19 protein-coding genes are annotated in these 18,911 nt (G+C 30.7%); all 19 read right to left on the reverse strand.

The window, feature by feature from the left end:
• Window positions 1-17 precede the first annotated feature (17 nt).
• Entirely contained in the window at window positions 18-1,064 is a 1,047-nt protein-coding gene (gene rfbB, locus ACQY1Q_RS13020; RefSeq protein WP_431005758.1) for a dTDP-glucose 4,6-dehydratase, read from the reverse strand.
• A gap of 16 nt (window positions 1,065-1,080) precedes the next feature.
• A complete protein-coding gene (gene rfbA / locus ACQY1Q_RS13025; protein ID WP_431005759.1) occupies window positions 1,081-1,959 on the reverse strand; it encodes a glucose-1-phosphate thymidylyltransferase RfbA in 879 nt (292 codons plus the stop codon).
• A gap of 66 nt (window positions 1,960-2,025) precedes the next feature.
• Window positions 2,026-3,159, reverse strand: a complete 1,134-nt coding sequence (locus ACQY1Q_RS13030) for an aminotransferase class I/II-fold pyridoxal phosphate-dependent enzyme (RefSeq protein ID WP_431005792.1) — start codon at window positions 3,157-3,159, stop codon at window positions 2,026-2,028.
• Window positions 3,156-3,773: an acetyltransferase gene (locus tag ACQY1Q_RS13035; protein WP_431005760.1), complete on the reverse strand. Its 618-nt coding sequence runs from the start codon at window positions 3,771-3,773 to the stop codon at window positions 3,156-3,158. The genes ACQY1Q_RS13030 and ACQY1Q_RS13035 overlap by 4 nt, the downstream gene beginning before the upstream one ends.
• Window positions 3,763-4,371 (reverse strand): sugar transferase, encoded by a 609-nt coding sequence (locus tag ACQY1Q_RS13040; RefSeq protein WP_431005761.1) that lies wholly within the window; start codon window positions 4,369-4,371, stop codon window positions 3,763-3,765. Before ACQY1Q_RS13040 ends, ACQY1Q_RS13035 begins: the two co-directional genes overlap by 11 nt.
• Window positions 4,372-4,374: 3 nt before the next feature.
• Window positions 4,375-5,613: a glycosyltransferase family 4 protein gene (locus tag ACQY1Q_RS13045; RefSeq protein ID WP_431005762.1), complete on the reverse strand. Its 1,239-nt coding sequence runs from the start codon at window positions 5,611-5,613 to the stop codon at window positions 4,375-4,377.
• Between the two features lie 2 nt (window positions 5,614-5,615).
• Window positions 5,616-6,719, reverse strand: a complete 1,104-nt coding sequence (locus tag ACQY1Q_RS13050; protein ID WP_431005763.1) for an O-antigen ligase family protein — start codon at window positions 6,717-6,719, stop codon at window positions 5,616-5,618.
• The gene (locus tag ACQY1Q_RS13055; RefSeq protein WP_431005764.1) at window positions 6,716-7,213 is read right to left on the reverse strand and encodes an acyltransferase; all 498 of its coding nucleotides are present in this window, start codon (window positions 7,211-7,213) and stop codon (window positions 6,716-6,718) included. The genes ACQY1Q_RS13050 and ACQY1Q_RS13055 overlap by 4 nt, the downstream gene beginning before the upstream one ends.
• On the reverse strand, window positions 7,182-8,435 hold the full coding sequence (locus ACQY1Q_RS13060) for a lipopolysaccharide biosynthesis protein (protein ID WP_431005765.1): 1,254 nt from the start codon (window positions 8,433-8,435) through the stop codon (window positions 7,182-7,184). Before ACQY1Q_RS13060 ends, ACQY1Q_RS13055 begins: the two co-directional genes overlap by 32 nt.
• The gene (locus ACQY1Q_RS13065) at window positions 8,422-9,801 is read right to left on the reverse strand and encodes a hypothetical protein (RefSeq protein WP_431005766.1); all 1,380 of its coding nucleotides are present in this window, start codon (window positions 9,799-9,801) and stop codon (window positions 8,422-8,424) included. The genes ACQY1Q_RS13060 and ACQY1Q_RS13065 overlap by 14 nt, the downstream gene beginning before the upstream one ends.
• Window positions 9,798-10,829: a pseudaminic acid synthase gene (pseI, locus tag ACQY1Q_RS13070; protein ID WP_431005767.1), complete on the reverse strand. Its 1,032-nt coding sequence runs from the start codon at window positions 10,827-10,829 to the stop codon at window positions 9,798-9,800. The genes ACQY1Q_RS13065 and pseI overlap by 4 nt, the downstream gene beginning before the upstream one ends.
• On the reverse strand, window positions 10,813-11,847 hold the full coding sequence (locus ACQY1Q_RS13075; protein WP_431005768.1) for a GNAT family N-acetyltransferase: 1,035 nt from the start codon (window positions 11,845-11,847) through the stop codon (window positions 10,813-10,815). The genes pseI and ACQY1Q_RS13075 overlap by 17 nt, the downstream gene beginning before the upstream one ends.
• Complete coding sequence (gene pseF, locus ACQY1Q_RS13080) at window positions 11,837-12,532, reverse strand: pseudaminic acid cytidylyltransferase (RefSeq protein ID WP_431005769.1); 696 nt, start codon at window positions 12,530-12,532, stop codon at window positions 11,837-11,839. Before pseF ends, ACQY1Q_RS13075 begins: the two co-directional genes overlap by 11 nt.
• Window positions 12,525-13,670 carry a UDP-4-amino-4,6-dideoxy-N-acetyl-beta-L-altrosamine transaminase gene (pseC, locus tag ACQY1Q_RS13085; protein ID WP_431005770.1) on the reverse strand — a complete coding sequence of 382 codons (1,146 nt, stop codon included), beginning with the start codon at window positions 13,668-13,670 and terminating at the stop codon, window positions 12,525-12,527. The genes pseF and pseC overlap by 8 nt, the downstream gene beginning before the upstream one ends.
• Window positions 13,670-14,701 (reverse strand): UDP-N-acetylglucosamine 4,6-dehydratase (inverting), encoded by a 1,032-nt coding sequence (pseB, locus tag ACQY1Q_RS13090; RefSeq protein ID WP_431005771.1) that lies wholly within the window; start codon window positions 14,699-14,701, stop codon window positions 13,670-13,672. Before pseB ends, pseC begins: the two co-directional genes overlap by 1 nt.
• 3 nt (window positions 14,702-14,704) lie before the next feature.
• Window positions 14,705-15,916 carry a UDP-N-acetyl-D-mannosamine dehydrogenase gene (wecC, locus tag ACQY1Q_RS13095; protein WP_431005772.1) on the reverse strand — a complete coding sequence of 404 codons (1,212 nt, stop codon included), beginning with the start codon at window positions 15,914-15,916 and terminating at the stop codon, window positions 14,705-14,707.
• A 6-nt stretch (window positions 15,917-15,922) separates the two neighbouring features.
• On the reverse strand, window positions 15,923-17,044 hold the full coding sequence (gene wecB / locus ACQY1Q_RS13100) for a non-hydrolyzing UDP-N-acetylglucosamine 2-epimerase (protein WP_431005773.1): 1,122 nt from the start codon (window positions 17,042-17,044) through the stop codon (window positions 15,923-15,925).
• Window positions 17,041-18,363: a UDP-glucose dehydrogenase family protein gene (locus tag ACQY1Q_RS13105; RefSeq protein ID WP_431005774.1), complete on the reverse strand. Its 1,323-nt coding sequence runs from the start codon at window positions 18,361-18,363 to the stop codon at window positions 17,041-17,043. Before ACQY1Q_RS13105 ends, wecB begins: the two co-directional genes overlap by 4 nt.
• The gene (locus ACQY1Q_RS13110; RefSeq protein WP_431005775.1) at window positions 18,364-18,798 is read right to left on the reverse strand and encodes an adenylyltransferase/cytidyltransferase family protein; all 435 of its coding nucleotides are present in this window, start codon (window positions 18,796-18,798) and stop codon (window positions 18,364-18,366) included. It lies immediately after the preceding gene.
• Window positions 18,799-18,911: the final 113 nt, after the last annotated feature.

The raw sequence follows: 18,911 nt of genomic DNA on the forward strand, positions 1-18,911 counted from the left end.
CTCAAGGCATTTTTTTATTATTTATACATTTCTTTATAATAGTTAAGATAATCTCCACTGGTAACATTATCAACCCAATCTCTATTTTTCAAATACCATTGTACCGTTTTTTCTATCCCTTCTTCAAATTGTAAAGAAGGTTTCCATCCTAATTCATCTTTCAGTTTTGTAGCATCAATAGCATAGCGATAATCATGCCCTGCCCTATCTTTTATAAAGGTAATTAACTTTTCAGACGTTCCTTCAGTGCGACCTAGTAACTTATCAACAGTTTTAATTAGTACTTTTACTAAATCTATATTTCTCCACTCATTGCACCCTCCAATAGCATATGTATCTCCTATTTTTCCCTTATGAAAAATAAGATCTATTGCTTTAGCATGATCTTCAACATATAACCAATCTCTAACATTCTCACCATTTCCATAAACAGGCAATGGTTTATTATTACATATATTATTGATAAATAAAGGAATTAATTTTTCCGGAAATTGATAAGATCCATAATTATTCGAACAATTAGATACTATTATTGGTAAATTATATGTATCATAAAAAGCTCTTACAAAGTGATCTGAAGAAGCTTTAGATGCCGAATACGGGGAATGCGGATCGTATGCCGTGTTTTCTGTGAAGAACCCAGAATTCCCTAACGTTCCGTATACCTCATCTGTTGAAATATGGTAAAAGAGTTTATTGTTAAGATTACTTTTCCAATAGTTTTTTGCTGCTTGTAACAAACTCAGTGTTCCTAAGATATTGGTCTTTGCAAATGAGAAAGGATCTTTTATGGATCTATCTACATGCGATTCTGCCGCTAAATGGATAACAGCCTCTATCTTATATTCTTGAAAAATATTTTTCACTAAATCATAATTGCAAATATCTCCCTTAATAAATGTATAATTTAATCGATTTTCAATATCCCTTAAATTTTCTAAGTTTCCGGCATAGGTTAATGCGTCTAGATTTATGATATGATAATCCGAATATTTTTTTACAAATAATCTAACTACATGTGATCCAATAAAACCTGCTCCTCCTGTTATTAAAATATTTCTCATGAAACCTTTTCGAAATCTATTTATTTTTCATCAAATTTAATAAATATTGCCCGTAGTCACTTTTTAATAAAGGTTCAGCTAGTTTTCTAACTTGCTCTTGATTAATATACCCCATGTAATACGCTATTTCTTCTAAACAAGCCACTTTTAATCCCTGTCTCTTTTCTATAGTTTCTATAAACTGACTTGCTTCCATTAAAGAACTATGAGTTCCAGTATCCAACCAAGCAAAACCTCTTCCCATTAACTCCACTTTCAAGCTATTTAAATTCAGGTACGCTTGATTTACAGAGGTAATTTCTAATTCACCTCTAGTTGAAGGTTTAACCTGTTCTGCAACAGATATCACATTATTAGGATAGAAATATAGTCCAACTACTGCGTAATTAGACTTGGGTTTTTCAGGCTTTTCTTCAATAGATTTCGCATTTCCTTCTTTATCAAAATCAACTACACCATACCTTTGAGGATCATTCACATTATATCCGAAAATTGTAGCCTTCTTTTCTTTTTTCACATTATGAATTGCTTTCTGAAGCATCTCAGGAAGTCCATGTCCATAAAAGATATTATCACCTAAAATCAAACAAACATCATCCTTTCCAATAAATTCTTTTCCTATAATAAAGGCTTGTGCCAATCCATCCGGAGAAGGTTGTTCAGCATAACTCAATTGAATCCCTAATTCACCACCAGTTCCTAATAATTTCTGGAAATTTGGCAAATCATCCGGAGTAGAAATCAGTAATATATCTTTTATTCCGGCAAGCATTAAAACTGATAAGGGATAATAAACCATCGGTTTATCATATATAGGTAATAGTTGTTTAGAAACGCCTTTTGTTATAGGGTATAAACGTGTACCTGATCCGCCAGCTAAGATGATTCCTTTCATATCACTTATTATGTTATAGATGCTAAATTATAGAAAAATAATAAAGCTCGGGAAAACCGAGCTTTATTATTTTATTAGGTTTTGAATAACTTCTTTAATTCGTAATCTATCCTCATTAGTTAAATTAGAGCCTGATGGCAAACATAACCCATCTTCAAATAATTTTTCTGAGATGTTTCTTCCATAGTATTTACAATCTTCAAAAACAGGCTGTAAGTGCATTGGTTTCCATAAGGGGCGAGACTCAATATTTTCTTTTTCTAAGGTTAAACGCAAATCTTCTCTCGAAAAACCTGTTTTATTTTGATCGATTATTACCGCACTTAACCAATGGTTTGAAAAGTATTCTGATGTTGGTTCTGTTAAAACTCTTATTCCATCTACATATTTGAATACTTCTTGATAAAACTGATTATTAGCTCTTCTAAAGCCAATGTGTTTATCTAACACCTCCATTTGACCACGACCAATACCTGCCACAATGTTACTCATACGATAGTTGTATCCTATATGTGAGTGTTGGTAATGAGGGGCATTATCACGTGCTTGGGTTGCTAAAAAAATGGCTTTCTGTTTATCCTGTTCATTACGACAAACTAGAGCACCTCCACCAGAAGTCGTAATTATTTTATTTCCGTTAAATGATAAAATTCCGAAATCACCGAACGTACCACATTTTTGTCCTTTATAGGTTGAACCTAGCGCCTCAGCTGCATCTTCAATCAGGGTTATATCGTATTTTTTAGAAAGCGCTCCAATTTTATCCATTTTAGCTGGCATTCCGTAAAGATGAACCACTATAATTGCCTTCGGATTTTTACCTTTTGAAAGTCGATCTTCGATAGCTTCTTCTAACGCTTTTGGACATATATTCCATGTATCTTTTTCACTATCCACAAAAACTGGCATTGCTCCTTGATAGGTAATTGGATTAGCCGATGCAGAAAACGTCATACTTTGGCACAATACCTCATCTCCAGTCCTTACTCCCGCTAAAATCAGTGCTAAATGCAAGGCCGAAGTACCCGAAGCCAAACAAGCTACTTTTGAATTTTCTCCAACATACTCCTCTAAATCTTGTTCAAAACCATTTACATTAGGACCCAAAGGTGCAACCCAATTTGTATCAAATGCTTCTTGTACATATTTTTGCTCTCCTCCTCCCATGTGAGGAGATGACAACCAGATTTTATCCATTATTTTCTTTCTATTTTTATAATTTTTCCAGGATTACCTACAACAGTAGCATAATCAGGAATGTCTTTAATAATTACTGCTCCAGCTCCAACAGTTACCCATTGACCAATTTTTATTTCTGGAATTACAATTGCTCCTGCTCCGATATGTGTTCCTTGTCCTACGGATACTCCTCCAGTAATTGTAGCATTTGGTGAAATATGAACAAAGTCAGCTATCACACAATCGTGTTCAACTACAGAACCTGTATTTAAAATTACATGCTCTCCTATCGAGCTTGCAGAATTGACTACTGAATAAGGCATAATTACCGTTCCTTTACCTATAACTGTAAAATTAGAAATTTGAGCTGAGGGATCAATTAAGGCTTCTCCAATTTTAGATAATCTTTCACTTACTGCCTTTCTAATTTTGTTACTACCTATAGAAATAATAAATTCTTTATTCGAAATATCTTCTAAGTTAGAAGTTTTAATTATTTGAGTTCCTAATAAGGAAGTTGATTTTGGATTATCATCAACAAAAGCAATTACATCGATATTTGCATTTTGTGCTATATCTTTAACCACTTTACCATGCCCACTTCCTCCAAATAAATAAACTTCTCTAAGACTCATTACCCATAAATTTTGTAGCCGTTGCCTGCCCCACTTCATTTATCCCTTCAGATTTAAAAACCTTAAAAAAGGTTTTTAAAAAGATTTTTGCATCAAGCAGGAAACTTAAATTATCAACATACTGAACATCATATTTAAATTTCTTTTCCCAACTAATCGCATTTCTTCCATTAATCTGGGCCAAACCTGTTATACCAGGTCTTACGTCATGTCTCCTCTTTTGTTCTTTATTGTAACGCGTTAAATACTCGACTAAAAGAGGTCTTGGTCCGATTAAACTCATATCGCCTTTTAGTACATTTAATAATTGAGGGATCTCATCCAATGAAGTTTTTCTTACAAATTTGCCAACTTTAGTTAAACGAATTGAATCAGGTAATAATTTGCCATTACTATCTTTCTTATCATTCATAGTCTTAAATTTAATTACCCTAAAAATTTTTTCATTTTTTCCTGGTCTTTCCTGAAAGAAAAAAGGTTTACCTGAATTATAAATAGTTAGTAATATTAGTACAATTAAAAACACTGGAGATACTAATATTAAAACGATCAACGCCAGTAAAAAGTCTATAATACGTTTAAAAAAAAACTTGTACATTTTTTAGATTTTTTCAATTTGTTTAATGTATTCTTTTGCTAAAAATTCCCTATCAAAATATTTTTTTGCATATTGATAACCAGCGTCTCCCATTATATCTAATTGATTCTCTGGCAAAGCCAATATTTTCTTGATACCATTTACTATCTCATCAATATTTTCTGGTTCTACATATACACCACACTTTGCATCTTTTATAAGATCTCTAGAAACACCATCTATAGCTAATAAAATTGGTTTCTTACAAGACATATAATCAAAAGTTTTGTTTGAATAAATCGTTTTAAAAGTATCAACTTTTTTTAATACTGAAGCTCCCATATCTGACGCAAGTATGTATTTAAACACTTCTTCTTTTGGCACTGGATCTCGAAAAACAACATTTTTCAATCCCTTTTTTACTACCTCTTCCTGAAGAGTTTTTTTACGCATTCCTGCCCCAATTAACTGGAATATAACATTAGTGTCTTTCAACTTTTCAGCAGCATCAATTAATTGAATTAAATGATTAGCAACACCATGTGCTCCTACATAAGTAATAACAAACTTTTCTTCTAAACCAAGTGCTCTTTTAAACTCTTTTGCGTTAAAATTTTCTTGTATTTTTTCCGCTAGGCTAAAATCTGCTGCATTTGGAATAAAGATTACTTTTTCCTTATGTATATTTTTTTCATGAATCAAATTATCTCTAAAAGCAGGTGTTAATACATTAATTAGTTTCGCTTTTTTGTAAATAAATTTTTCAAACCAATACGCAAAACTTATAATTTGTTTGTTTTTTAAAACCCCTGTATCTATTGCCGATTCTGGCCATAAATCCCTAATTTCAAAAACAAACGGGATTCGTTTAATTAGTGATAATACATAGGCTGTGATTCCTACAAATAACGGAGGCGAAGTAACCAAAATTACATCATATTTTTTTCTTGTAATAAATAGCCCTGCATAGATACTAGAAAACACAAAAGAGAAGTACGCCCAAAGCCTTCCCAAGAAGCTCACATTATAACTCTCAGAAACATGGCAACGTACTACATCAACATTCTCGTAAAAATTATTGTCTTTGTATATAAATTTCCCTTTATAGCGTTCTTGTTTTTCTCCTGTAGCATAATGCACCATACCCGCTAATACAGTAATTTCATGACCTTGAACCGCCCAAGTTTTGGTCATTTCATTAAATCGGGATCCTCCACTATCTTCTTTTTCTAAAAAATATTGATGTATTAATAATATTTTCATTTTTATTTTTTATTTTTTTTAAACAAAAAGTAAAAAAAAACTATATCCAAAAAAGATACTCCCCATAAAATTCCGTATTGAAACGTAGAATAAACTAAAATAGGAACTATATATATATAATTATTTTTATTTACTTTTAAAATAAAATATACAATCGTTGCAAAACCAAATAAAATTCCCATATTAGCTACCGTTTGCAAATATGAATTATGGGCATGATAAACCCTGTCAATTGATAATTCTGCCCAATGCTTAGTAAAATAATTCCCCAAAAAAGGATGTTCTACAATGAACTGAATATAATAAGGAAAAACCAAATCTCTTCCTGATAAGTCAACTCCTTTTCCTCTAAAAAATTGATTTTCTATAAACGCATAATTATTATAGGCTAGTACCAATAAAACAACACTCATTAAAATGGTTAAAAATTTAATTTTACTACCACCAGTTTTTAATCTCATAAGTAAAGCTATAAATCCAAATACAATTACTGAGACTATCGCAGTTCTATTGAATGTTATTATTAAACCTAACAATAACAAACCATAAAAAAAATAATTCATTGCTTTATTATATTTCAAATGGTAAACCAATAAAAAACCTGTAAATATTTTAAGAGCAAATATACTTGTTACCGCACTTAAACCATATACCTTATTATAATACAAATATTCAGATTCCCCAAATTCTTGAACTCCCACAGAATTTGGTTTAATAAAATAAGGTGTTCCTAATAAATATTGTACAATTCCTACTACTATTTCTAGTAGAATAAAATAGAGAATATATTTTATAACAGAGTTGTTCAGTGACTTCGAAAAATTAACTGTTGCTATAATAAAAAAAGTGTACGGTATAATATTATTGATAGACTTACTGTTATCATCAATTGCATATTCCTTACCTACATAATAAATTATTGAAGAAGTTAATAAAAAAAGAACAGACAATATATCTTCTCTTTTAACTCCATTTTTCCGCATTGAAATAAACCATAAAACCATGCCTAAAAAAGCCAAAACAACATAAATAAAAGACTGGTTTACAGAAACTAAAGTAGAAGAAAAGACTAGTAATGATAGTATTAAGCTTTTTATTTTTATCATAAAAACATTCCTTTTTCTTTTAACCCTATATAGTGCTCTTTATCTCTATGTGAAAAAGTTAGAGCGGGATTCCCTCCACATATACTATATTTAGGTATACTTTTTACCACTACTGCTCCAGCTTGTATAATAGCTCCTTCCCCTATGGTTACACCTCCTAAAATTATTACATTAAGTCCTATCCAGACATTCTCTTCAATTATAACATCTTTTGTTATTATAGTATGATCATAAGGAATACGCTCACCTTTATAATTATGAAAAGAAGTTAGTATTTTTAATCCTTCTGCAGAGTGAAAATTATCACCAAATGTAACATTTCCTTTACCATAAACTCGGATTCCATTAAAATTTACATTCTTCCCAAATTTTTCCTTTCCGTTAAATCTACAAGATCCGTTAATTTTACAGGTTGGTAAAACATTTTTATTATATCGGTAAGCACAATAATATAAAAGTATTTTAGAACGTAAATTTTTGATGAATTTTTTCATTTTTTTTCTTGTTAAATAATACTAATAAATAAATGGTTATAAAGGAAATTAAAGTTGTTATTGCTGCTCCCATTATTCCAATTTTTGGAATAAGAATCAAATTAAAAACAATGGATACTACTGCAGAAATAAAAGTAAATAAACTTAATCTTTTTGTTTCTTTTGTGTATAGAAATAAATTTGATTCAAATTTATACAAAGACAGAATAACGTTTGCAATTAATACTATTATAATAATTTGATTTGATATAGTATACTGGGAGTTTTTAATAAATGTACTACTGAAAATCAGCCAACCAATTAAAGCTAAACCTCCAAATACCGGTAAACTTATATAGATCAGTTTTCTTACCTTATTGATTTCACTTATTTTATTCTCTTTCATCCATTTAAAATATGTGGGTGCCCAAGCTAAATTAAAACTTGTATAAAAAAAATTAACAGCCATACCTATTTGGTAAGCTACTGCATAGTTTCCTAAATCTTCTTCTGTTAAAAAATATTTTATAAAAAACCGATCACCAATGTTCAAAATATAACCTGAGACCATGTGTAAGATTAGTGGTGAACTATAAACTAAAGCTTGTAAAAGTAGTTTTTTAGAAAAAAATAACCTGTAACCCATCCTCCAAAACATAATACAACAACATATACCTATTAATAAAGCAGCCATTACTGTAGGATATACTCTAAAAGTCCAATCCAGTTTGTTCAACACTTTAAATAGGGTAAATAATATAAGTAGCTCAATAATAATACTGCTGACACGAATTACTAAGTACTTTTTAGCTTTTTGCTTAACCCTAAAAATTACCAATAAGCTTTCACAAAACTGATTAAATAAAAAATATGATATGCTAAGAAGTAATAGAATTGTATAATCATGACCAAGCCATGGTGCAATTAATAAAACTATTACCGTAGCAACCAGCGCGGTAAAAAATTGGAAAACCTGAATTGATGACACAAACTTTTTAAAGGTATCCTCATCTAAATCAAAATAAAATCTACCAATAGATTGTACCGTACTTAGGCCCAAAAAAGGAACTAAAAACATCGAAATTGTCCTAAAAAGATCGACCATACCATAATCTTTAGGCTCTAATACTACTACTAAGAATGGTAATAAGATTAATGGAAGTCCCGTGTACATAGCGTTTGTAAGACCATATACAAGGGTATCTTTTAAAAGATTGTTTTTTAAGAGTTTAGATAAAATCATTTTCAACTTTTTCTAATGCTTTACAAAAGTTTTTATAAACATTTATAGAATAGATGTTCTCAATATCTTCTGCTGTAGGATATAAATAATTTTTATTATAAATTTTTGTAACTAAATCATCGGTATTATTAAAATAATTTAAAGATTCTAAATATGGATAATTTGTCCTAAATAAAGAAGGTTCATTATCAAGCTCGTAAATAAAAACAGGCAATCCCATGTACATTGCTTCTAAAGCAGCAGTAGAAGCCTTAGTTAACAAATAATTTGATACATTATAAACTTCAAATATGTTAGTTTTATTGGTATCTAAAACTTTTACAATTTTGGTGTCTGGTAATTTAATTGGGTGTCTTGGTAATATTAAAATTTTATGATTGCTACTAGATTTTTTTTCCAAATCTAATGCTAAATCATATAACTCTTGTATATCATTCGTCGTAGCTATAACAGAAATAATTCTTTCGTCTTTAGCGATTGTTTCTTGAAGATATTGCCCTACTGACTCTCCATCATTCTCTTTAAGTTTTTGCAAGCCATAAGAGCCCACAACAAAAATATTGTCCTTTTTTAAATAGTTTAATCCCTCTAAACATTCTTTATCTTTTTTTCCATATGTAAAAATATAATCGGGTTTAAATGGTTTAGATTTATCAAACAAAATAGTGTTATAAGAAGGATGCAGAGGGTAAATAATACCATGTTGGAGCTCAATGATTGGAATATTATTTTCCTTAAATGCCATATTATACCCATAGTACCCATTAGGGTAAACAGAAAAATTTTTTTTAGGTTTATAGAAGTATTTTAAAAAAAAACTCATAAACTCGTATTGTCCTACAAAACGCTTTATAACAGGTAAAACGTTAGGTTTAATTTCATAATTTCTAGATAAATTGGTTAACTTAGAATCAATACAGAGTTTGTTCTTATCAAATTTAAATTTACTGAACAAAAATGCTCCTAGAAAAAAAAATGCTTCAGAAAGAACAATATCTTTAGAAGGAAATTTATGGCTGTAAATTACAGGGTTTTCTATAAACAAAACATCTTTGTTTTTTTCAGAAACTATTGATGCTACTCTATCATAATAATACCTACCTATTTTTTTACGTCGTTCAACATTAGAGAAGACCCAAATACTCTTTTTTTTAAATAACTGTCTCCCAGTTATCACTAAAGATTTTAAAAAACGGAACAGTATTTTATTTGATATCTTTATTTCAGAATTACCAACATTATGTTTTGCTCTTATAAGAGAGATTAAATGATTTCTTATTATATATGTTACATCAGTATCACCATATTTAAGTTGTAATTTATCAAGTAATTCATCTATCTCTTGATATTCTTCAAAATCTCTCACTTTTTTTCTTTTTTTAAATCTCCCCATTTCAAAGGTTCCCCTTTTCTTTTATCATTATTTACCTTTGATCCTAAAATCTCATTATAATACTTAGGGTGTAGACCATACCCAGGTCTTACAGAGCGTATATTTTCCTCCGTAAGAATATCTCCTTCTTTTACATCTTTAGCTATAAATAAAGATCTAGAAAATTCTCTACTTTTTTTCTTCTTGTCTGTCATTTCATAATCTACCTTTCCCATCAAGTTTTCTGTTAAACGAATAGCATCAACCATTTGCTTAAATTCAAATTCATCTAATGAAAAATGTGCATCTGCACCACCAACTTCTTTATCTAAAATAAAATGTTTTTCAATTACTTTTGCTCCCAAAGCTACAGCAATCATAGGCGCTTCAATTCCCAAAGTATGGTCTGAAAGTCCAGACTTAATTTTAAAACGTTCTGCAATATCAGGAATTGTTAATAAGTTAGCTTCTTTTGGAGATGCAGGATATGCAGAAGTACATTTTAATATTGTTATATCAAAATTCCCTTCCTCCTGACATGTTTTTATAGCTAACTCAATATCTTCAATTGTTGCAATTCCAGTAGAAATAATTATTGGCTTTTGTTTGGATGCAACATATTTTATTAATGGAATATCAGTAATTTCAAAAGAAGCTATTTTATAAATTGGTGTGTTTAATTCTTCTAATAGATCAACTGCTGTTTTATCAAAGGGTGAAGAAAAACATATTAAACCTTCTTCTTTGGCTAAATCATATAATGGCTTATGCCATTCCCAAGGTAAAGACGCTCCTTTATATAAATCATATAAATACTGTCCATCCCAAACAGTCCCTTGATTTATTTTAAAATAATCAGATTTCACATCTAAAGTAATAGTATCTGCCGTATATGTCTGTAATTTAATAGCATTAGCTCCAGCTCTTTTAGCTGCTCTTACTGTTTCTTTAGCAACCTCTAAACTACCTCCGTGATTAGCTGATAACTCAGCTATTATAAAACATTTATCTAACATTATCATAATATTCTAGTTTAAAAATATAGCTATTTATATTATTTATTTTTTCTTCCGAATGAAAATTGTAACCAGCTTTTTCGAAAGATTTTACTGAGGCAATATTTTCTTTCTTGATATATGCCAAAATAGGTTTTTTACTTTTTTTGAAATAACTTTTACCAGCTTCTTTAAGTAAAGAAGGAGCAAGCTTTTTTCCTCTAAAGTTTTTATCTATACTAATACTAACTATAGTATTTTCTTCTCCAATTTCAAACCGAACAAGTCCTATAGGCTCAGTATTAATCATTCCGATAAGAAAAAGAGAGTTTGTGTTTTTTTGTTTAGAAGTTAACCATTGTTCATGTTCTTCAAAACTAATTTTAGTTGAATTAAAAGAATTTTGACGAGTTAATTCTTCATTAGCCCAATCAAATAAAAGTTTAACGTCGTTTAAATTAACTTCTCTTACAGTGAGTTCATTCTTTTTTTTGGAATGAATTATAACATCTTTAAATTCATTTTTATAGTAACAATGTTCTTTTAATACTGCCTCTTTGGTGTAGCTACTTTCTTCAAGAGCTGTATATAAATGAGGCCTTAAATCAAAAGCATAAGTAAAAATTTTATGTAAATTTAAGTCCTTAAAAGCTACCTTTTCTATAAGCCCCAAATACGTTTTCCAGTGAAAACCAAAAAATTCTTTTTCTAAAGAGGTGTCCATAATAAAAGAGATCTCTGCATTTTTATCAACCCAGTTAATATGTACTAAACCTCCATAACCAATACAAATATTTTCTTTTAAATAAGAAAATAAAATTTGGGAAGGTTGCTCTTTATCAAATAATTTAGAAACAATATTGTTAAAATAAAGCTCTTGATCATTTTCTGTTAGCTCTTTTGCTTGGCGTAAATGATACATTTGTTCATTTCTCCACTGCATTATTGGCAGTTTATCTTCAAAGCGAATAGGTACTATTGAATATTCGCCTTCAGAAAAAGATTGTTTATTTAAAACCTTATATATGTTTTTTTTAGTTTCCAAAAGCAAGTTGATATTTTAGTTCAGCTAATTTCCAGTCGGTCTCATTATCAATATCTTGAGCTAAAAGCTCATCTATTTCTATAATCCCAGAGTTATTTGTCCATAATTTTTTCTTTTCTAAAACCGCATTAGGTTTAAAAAAGTAAAATTGCCCAGCATCATGAAAAGCTGGTTCTAAATCTTGAGATCTAGAAGAGAGGTGTTCAGGTTGAAATAAATCAAATTTACCATTGTCATTAATGACTTTTATAGCTCTTTGAATAGGAAAACTATAACGTATAACAGGAAAAACTGTATCGAATTGATTAGAAATTAACTTTTCTTGAGCTTTGTGTAGTAATTCACTAGTAATAAATGGGGCAGTAGCATATAAACAACAGGCAAGCTCAATCGTAATGTTTTGTTTTTGATACCAGCTTAAAACCTCTTCAATAACATCAAAAGTAGTAGCAAAATCATCAGAATTTTTCTCACTTCTTGTAAATGGAACTAAGGCTCCATGTTGTAAAGCAATATCTGCGATTTCTTTATCATCAGTAGAAACAATAACTTGATAGAATAAATTACTTTTTATAGCGGCTTCAATAGAATAAGCGATAATAGGTTTTCCTAAAAAAGATTTTATGTTTTTTTTAGGAATTCTTTTACTACCTCCTCTTGCTGGTATGATTGCTATTTTAGTCATTAATAAATTCTAGGACTTTATCAATTACGTACTGTAATTCTTCGTTAGTTAAACTAGGAAACATAGGTAAACTTATGCATTTAGAATAATAATTCTCTGCATTAGTTAATTCAGCTTCTGAATATCCAATGTTTTTATAGTAGGGTAAGGTATGGACTGGAATGTAATGGATTTGCGTAAAAATATTGTGAGATTTTAAAAAATCATATAACCCTTTTCTGTCATCAACTTCAATTACAAATAAATGATGAGCGTTATAACTACCTTCAGGCAAACTTTGGAATTTAATTTTTCCTTGAAAAGCATTTTTGTAGGTTTTAGAAATTCCATTTCGACGAATTACTCCAAGGTCATTTTTGGCTAACTGTGTAATACCTAACGCTGATTGAAAGTCAGTTAATCTGTAATTAAAACCAAGCTCTTGCATTTCATAAAACCACCCTCCATGATTCTCACTCATATTTTCTTTTGTAATACCATGAGTTCTTAAAAGAGCTAATTTGTTGTAGACTTCTTCAGAGTTTGTAGTTAACATTCCACCTTCACCACAAGCTATATGTTTAACAGGGTGAAAAGAAAAAACACCTATATCAGCGTAATTACCATTACCACAGTACTGCTTGTTCTTTTTAGAATCTGTAAAGTATCCTCCAGGAGCATGACAAGCATCTTCTATAATCCATAAATCATGTTCGTTAGCTAACTTTCTAAATTCTTCTAAGTTAACAGGCAATCCTGCAAAATCTACAGGAATTATTCCTTTAAAAAAACCTTTTGGCTTGCTTTCAATAAGTTTTCGAGTACTTTCTAAAGATAGTAAATAAGTATTAGGATCTATATCGGCAAACCAAACTTCTCCCTGAGCATAACGAACACAGTTTGCTGAAGCAGCAAAAGTAATAGGAGTTGTAATAACTCTATCTCCTTTTTTAAGGTTCATAGCTAAAACCGACAAATGTAATCCAGAGGTAGCATTGTTAACAGCTAAAGCGTATTTAGCTCCTACATATTGAGCAAACTTATCTTCAAACTCTTTAACTTTTGGTCCTTGAGTTAAAAAGTCAGATTGTAAAGTACTGATAACTGCCTCAACATCATCTTGGTTGATATCTTGTCTTCCGTAAGGTATTGATTTCATTAGATAGAAAAATTAGGATCTACATGTTTTTTTACTAACTCTCTCAAAGATTCAACTGTCTCCCATTCAGTGTTACTCCCCGAATCGTAAGCAAAACCTTCTGGAACATCCACTCCATTAAACGCTTTTTTATACTCTTCTTTTGAATATTGAGAATAAGGAGATTTTTGTGGTAAAATTGCGTAATACTTTCCTAAATCGATTGTATTATAAGAATCAGAAGCAGTTATCATTTCCTCATGTAATTTTTCTCCTGGTCTAATTCCTACTGTTTTTTGTTCTGATTCAGGTGCAATTGCAGTGGCTACATCTGGAATCCTATACGAAGGTATTTTAGGAACAAAAACTTCTCCCCCCCAAGCTTTTTCTATTGCATAAAAAACCATTTCACATCCATCTTCCAATGATATATTAAAACGAGTCATGTTTGGATCTGTTATTGGTAAAAAAGCATCTCCATTATTTTTCTTATTTAGGAAGAAAGGCATTACTGAACCATTAGACCCCATAACATTTCCATATCTTACAACAGAAAATTTAATATCTCTTTTTCCTTTTATATTGTTTGCTGCTATAAACAATTTATCTGAAGCTAACTTAGTAGCTCCATATAAATTAATTGGAGCAGCCGCTTTGTCTGTTGAAAGTGCTACAACGTTTTTCACACCACATTCTAAAGCTGCATCGATAACATTTTCCGCTCCGTTAATGTTGGTCTTTACACATTCCATGGGGTTGTATTCTGCTAAATGGACATGTTTCATAGCTGCTGCATGAATTACAATATCTATCCCCTCGAAAGCTCTTATTAAACGTAGTTTATCCCTAACATCTCCGATGAAATATCTTATCTGAGGATATTTGTTTTCAGGGAATTCTTGCGCCATTTGAAAATGTTTTTGCTCATCTCTCGAAAATATGACTAATTTTTTCACCTTAGGGTGATTTTTTAAAATTAATCTAGTAAACATCTTTCCAAATGACCCTGTTCCTCCTGTAATTAATACAGATTTATTATTTAAATCTAACATTTTTTATTCTTTTATTCCACTAAAATCTAAAACTACTTTTTCTTTAGATATTTCCATATCTTTAAACTCTTTATGAGCTACCAAAAAAGCAACAATATCAGCTTTTTCAACAGCTTCTTTATAATTCGTTAATTTAAAAACTCTATGCTCTTCTATATTAGGCTCCACTATAAAATACTCTCCGTTACTATCATTTTGTAAAACCTTGTTTACAATATATTTAGCTGGTGACTCTCTTAAATCATCAATATTCGGTTTAAAAGCCAATCCCATTAAAGCTACTTTTGGTTTTCTACCATTTTGTAACTCAAATTGTAATTTTGCATTTTGAATTTTTTCAGCACACCAAAAAGATTTGTAGTTATTCACTTCTCTTGCAGTTCCTATTATCTTGGACTCCATTGGATAGTCTGAAACTATAAAATAAGGGTCTACTGCAATACAGTGCCCTCCTACTCCGCAACCTGGTTGTAAAATATTTACTCGAGGGTGTTTATTTGCTAGCTTTATTAACTCCCAAACATTAATATTTGCCTTATCACAAATCAAAGACAACTCATTAGCAAAAGCAATTTGCACATCGCGAGATGAGTTTTCAGTTAATTTACACATCTCTGCCGTACGTGCATTTGTAGCATGTAATTCTCCTTTTATAAATTGCTTGTAAAACTCTAAAGCTTTTTCAGTAGAGGTTGTGTTTACTCCTCCTATCACACGATCGTTATGTACTAACTCATACATCACATTTCCTGGTAATACACGCTCAGGACAGTATGCTAAGTATATCTTACCTTCTAACTCTGGACGTTGTGTAAAAATCAATTCCATCATTTTTTCGGTAGTCCCTACTGGAGAAGTTGATTCTATAATATATAAATCCCCTTCTTTTAATAATGGAATAATCCCTTCTGTAGCCGCTTGTACATACGAAATATCTGGTTCATTTTTTCCTTTAAAAGGAGTCGGCACTACTATTAAATAGGTATCTGCACTTACTGCTTTGGTATCTGCTTTTAAATACCCTTCTTCAACTGCTTTTGCAACTGCTTGATCTAAATCAGGTTCAACAATGTGTATTTCCCCAACATTAATAGTATCAACTACATGTTGAGAAATATCAACTCCATGTACTGGGATTTGATTGTTAGCAATCAAAGCTGAAGTTGGTAATCCAATATATCCTAAACCAATGGTTACTACTTTGGGTTGTAACATTTTTTCTTATTTTGATTTTATAAATTCTACTATTCTTTGACATGCTTTTCCATCCCCATAAGGATTATGTAATTCACTCATCAATTGATAACGACTTGTATCTATTAATAAACTATTTGCTTCGCTAACAATTTTATTCTTATCTGTTCCTACTAAAATAACCGTACCTGCCTCTACCGCTTCAGGACGTTCTGTAGTATCTCGCATTACTAAAACAGGTTTTCCTAAACTAGGAGCTTCTTCTTGTACTCCTCCGGAATCAGTAATAATCATATAGGACTGATTCATCAACCATACAAAAGCAGGGTATGCCAACGGATTAATTAGCTTTATATTTTCAATTCCAGATAATATTTTATGTACCGGTTTTTGTACATTTGGATTTAAATGTACTGGATAAATAATTTGTACGTCAGCGTGCTTCATAGCAATCTCCTTCAATGCTTCACAGATGTTGATAAATCCTTGTCCATGATTTTCTCGACGATGCCCTGTCACTAAAATTAGTTTCTTATCAGCACCTACAATTTCTTTAAGCAATTCAATTTCTTTATTTTCAATAGATACAACTCTTTCTGAACTCTCTAACAATGCGTCAATTACTGTATTTCCAGTTACCAGAATATCCTCCTCCTTTACATTTTCCACTAACAAGTTTTGTTTTGATTGGGATGTAGGAGCAAAATGACAGTCACAAATACGCCCAGCAACCTGGCGATTGATTTCTTCAGGAAATGGAGAACGTTTATTATGTGTACGTAAACCCGCTTCTACATGACATACTTTAGCTCCTGAATAAAACGCAGCAATACTAGATGCCATTGTGGTGGTGGTATCACCATGTACATATACGTAATCAGGTTCAAACTCTTCTAAAATAGGTTTTAAACCCGTAATTATATCTGCTGTTAACATATACAAATTCTGATTAGGTTTCATCAAATCCAAATCATAATCTGGCGAAATTTCAAAAAATTCTAAAACCTGATCTAACATTTCACGATGTTGAGCCGTTACACAAACTTTAGTATCAAATTCTTCAGAATTCTTCAAAAACTCCTTAACTAAAGGAGCCATTTTGATAGCCTCGGGTCTTGTGCCAAAAATTATTAAGTTCTTCTTTTTCATTTCCCTATCCTATAATATTCTATTCCTTTTTGTTCTAAATTATTCTTTATATATTGATTTCTGCCATCAAAAATAATGGGATTTTTTAATTGTTTTTTAATTTCATCAAAATCAGGTGAACGAAATTCTTTCCATTCAGTTAACAAAATTAAGGCATTAATATTAGGTATAACCTCGTACTTCGACTCCTTATATTCAACTCCTTCAACTCCTTTTAAATAGATATTCTTTGCTTGCTCCATAGCCTTAGGATCATATACTTTTATTTTAGCACCTCTCCTAACTAACTCTTTAATAACATAGGTTGATGGCGCTTCTCTCATATCATCTGTTTCTGGCTTAAAAGACAATCCCCAAACTCCAAAAACCATATCCGACATCTCTTCTCCAAACCTAGAAATTATCTTTTCTACAAAAAGTTTCTTCTGATTTTTATTAACTATATCTACTGCACTAATTAAAGCAGGTTCATAACCATTCTCCAGACTTGTCTTTTTCAATGCCGTTATATCCTTAGGAAAACAAGTCCCTCCATAACCGATTCCAGGATAAATAAAGCTATAACCAATTCTTTTATCAGAACCTATCCCTATTCTTACATTATTCACATCTGCTCCAACTCTTTCACAAATATTAGCCATTTCATTCATAAATGATATTTTAGTCGCTAACATAGCATTAGCAGCATATTTCGTCATTTCTGCAGAACGAATATCCATAGTTATAAATCGATCATGAGTTCTAAAAAAAGGACTATACAATTCCTTCATTTTATCGAAAGTTATCTCAGAATCTGCTCCAATCACCACTCGATCAGGCTTCATAAAATCATTGATTGCATCACCTTCTTTTAAAAACTCCGGATTGGAAACTACATCAAATACTATTTCTAATCCTCTATCATTTAGTTCTTCCTGAATAATCTTTTTTACTTTATCAGCAGTCCCTACCGGAACCGTTGATTTATTCACAACAATTAATCTGTGATTCATTTTTCCTCCGATTTCTTTTGCTACATTCATTACATATTGTAAATCCGCTGCTCCATCCTCATTCATCGGAGTTCCTACCGCTATAAAAACAATATTGGCATCTTTAATCGCATTTTCAAGATTTGTAGTAAACAATAAATTTCCTTTTGCTACATTTTTTAGAATCATAGATTCTAAGCCTGGTTCATATATAGGAACTACTCCTTGAAGTAATTGTTCTATTTTCTCTTGATCAATATCAACACATGTAACTTTATTTCCCATTTCTGAAAAACAAGTTCCTGATACTAATCCTACATAACCCGTCCCTATAACAGCAATATTCATTTATTGTTTATCTTTTGATTTCAGACTTTCTTTATCATGAACCTCTTTTCGTAATCCGCTACTAGAAAAACGGTGCTCTCTTTTATTAAAATATAATTTTATTCCTTTTTTTTCACAAAAATCTCTTCCTGTGAATTGTTTATTAGCATATTCATCCCCTATAATTCGTACATCAATATGAAACGAACGAAGAATATCTTCTAAATCTTGTTCCGTTGCATAGGGAACAATCTCATCAACATATTTACATCCTTTTAGTTGAATATATCTTTCTACAACCGATTGTACTGGTCTATTTTTATCAGGTCTATCTATAGTCGGATCTGTTTGAAGACCACAAATTAAATAATCACATTGACGTTTTGCTTCTTCTAACATTTTGATATGTCCTGCGTGAAGTAAATCAAAAGCACTGAAAGTAATACCTATTTTCATGTGTCATATTGTTTTTAAGGCTAACATACAACCTCTGACATTTAAAGATTTAATTATTAAATAAATAACCTCCTTAAACACCTAGTTTCATTTTCTTTTTACTTTTTGAAGCA

It is taken from the genome of Tenacibaculum sp. TC6, from assembly GCF_050606265.1.
Classification (GTDB): Bacteria; Bacteroidota; Bacteroidia; order Flavobacteriales; family Flavobacteriaceae; genus Polaribacter.

Bases quoted from the DNA above. Each gene is read 5' to 3' on its own strand.
- ACQY1Q_RS13050 (WP_431005763.1), bottom strand. From the start codon at position 6,719: ATGATAAAAATAAAAAGCTTAATACTATCATTACTAGTCTTTTCTTCT.
- pseF (WP_431005769.1), bottom strand. From the start codon at position 12,532: ATGACTAAAATAGCAATCATACCAGCAAGAGGAGGTAGTAAAAGAATT.
- rfbA (WP_431005759.1), bottom strand. From the start codon at position 1,959: ATGAAAGGAATCATCTTAGCTGGCGGATCAGGTACACGTTTATACCCT.
- pseC (WP_431005770.1), bottom strand. From the start codon at position 13,670: ATGAAATCAATACCTTACGGAAGACAAGATATCAACCAAGATGATGTT.
- ACQY1Q_RS13105 (WP_431005774.1), bottom strand. From the start codon at position 18,363: ATGAATATTGCTGTTATAGGGACGGGTTATGTAGGATTAGTATCAGGA.
- wecB (WP_431005773.1), bottom strand. From the start codon at position 17,044: ATGAAAAAGAAGAACTTAATAATTTTTGGCACAAGACCCGAGGCTATC.
- wecC (WP_431005772.1), bottom strand. From the start codon at position 15,916: ATGTTACAACCCAAAGTAGTAACCATTGGTTTAGGATATATTGGATTA.
- pseI (WP_431005767.1), bottom strand. From the start codon at position 10,829: ATGATAATGTTAGATAAATGTTTTATAATAGCTGAGTTATCAGCTAAT.
- ACQY1Q_RS13045 (WP_431005762.1), bottom strand. From the start codon at position 5,613: ATGAAAATATTATTAATACATCAATATTTTTTAGAAAAAGAAGATAGT.
- pseB (WP_431005771.1), bottom strand. From the start codon at position 14,701: ATGTTAGATTTAAATAATAAATCTGTATTAATTACAGGAGGAACAGGG.
- rfbB (WP_431005758.1), bottom strand. From the start codon at position 1,064: ATGAGAAATATTTTAATAACAGGAGGAGCAGGTTTTATTGGATCACAT.
- ACQY1Q_RS13060 (WP_431005765.1), bottom strand. From the start codon at position 8,435: ATGATTTTATCTAAACTCTTAAAAAACAATCTTTTAAAAGATACCCTT.
- ACQY1Q_RS13110 (WP_431005775.1), bottom strand. From the start codon at position 18,798: ATGAAAATAGGTATTACTTTCAGTGCTTTTGATTTACTTCACGCAGGA.
- ACQY1Q_RS13035 (WP_431005760.1), bottom strand. From the start codon at position 3,773: ATGAGTCTTAGAGAAGTTTATTTATTTGGAGGAAGTGGGCATGGTAAA.
- ACQY1Q_RS13040 (WP_431005761.1), bottom strand. From the start codon at position 4,371: ATGTACAAGTTTTTTTTTAAACGTATTATAGACTTTTTACTGGCGTTG.
- ACQY1Q_RS13055 (WP_431005764.1), bottom strand. From the start codon at position 7,213: ATGAAAAAATTCATCAAAAATTTACGTTCTAAAATACTTTTATATTAT.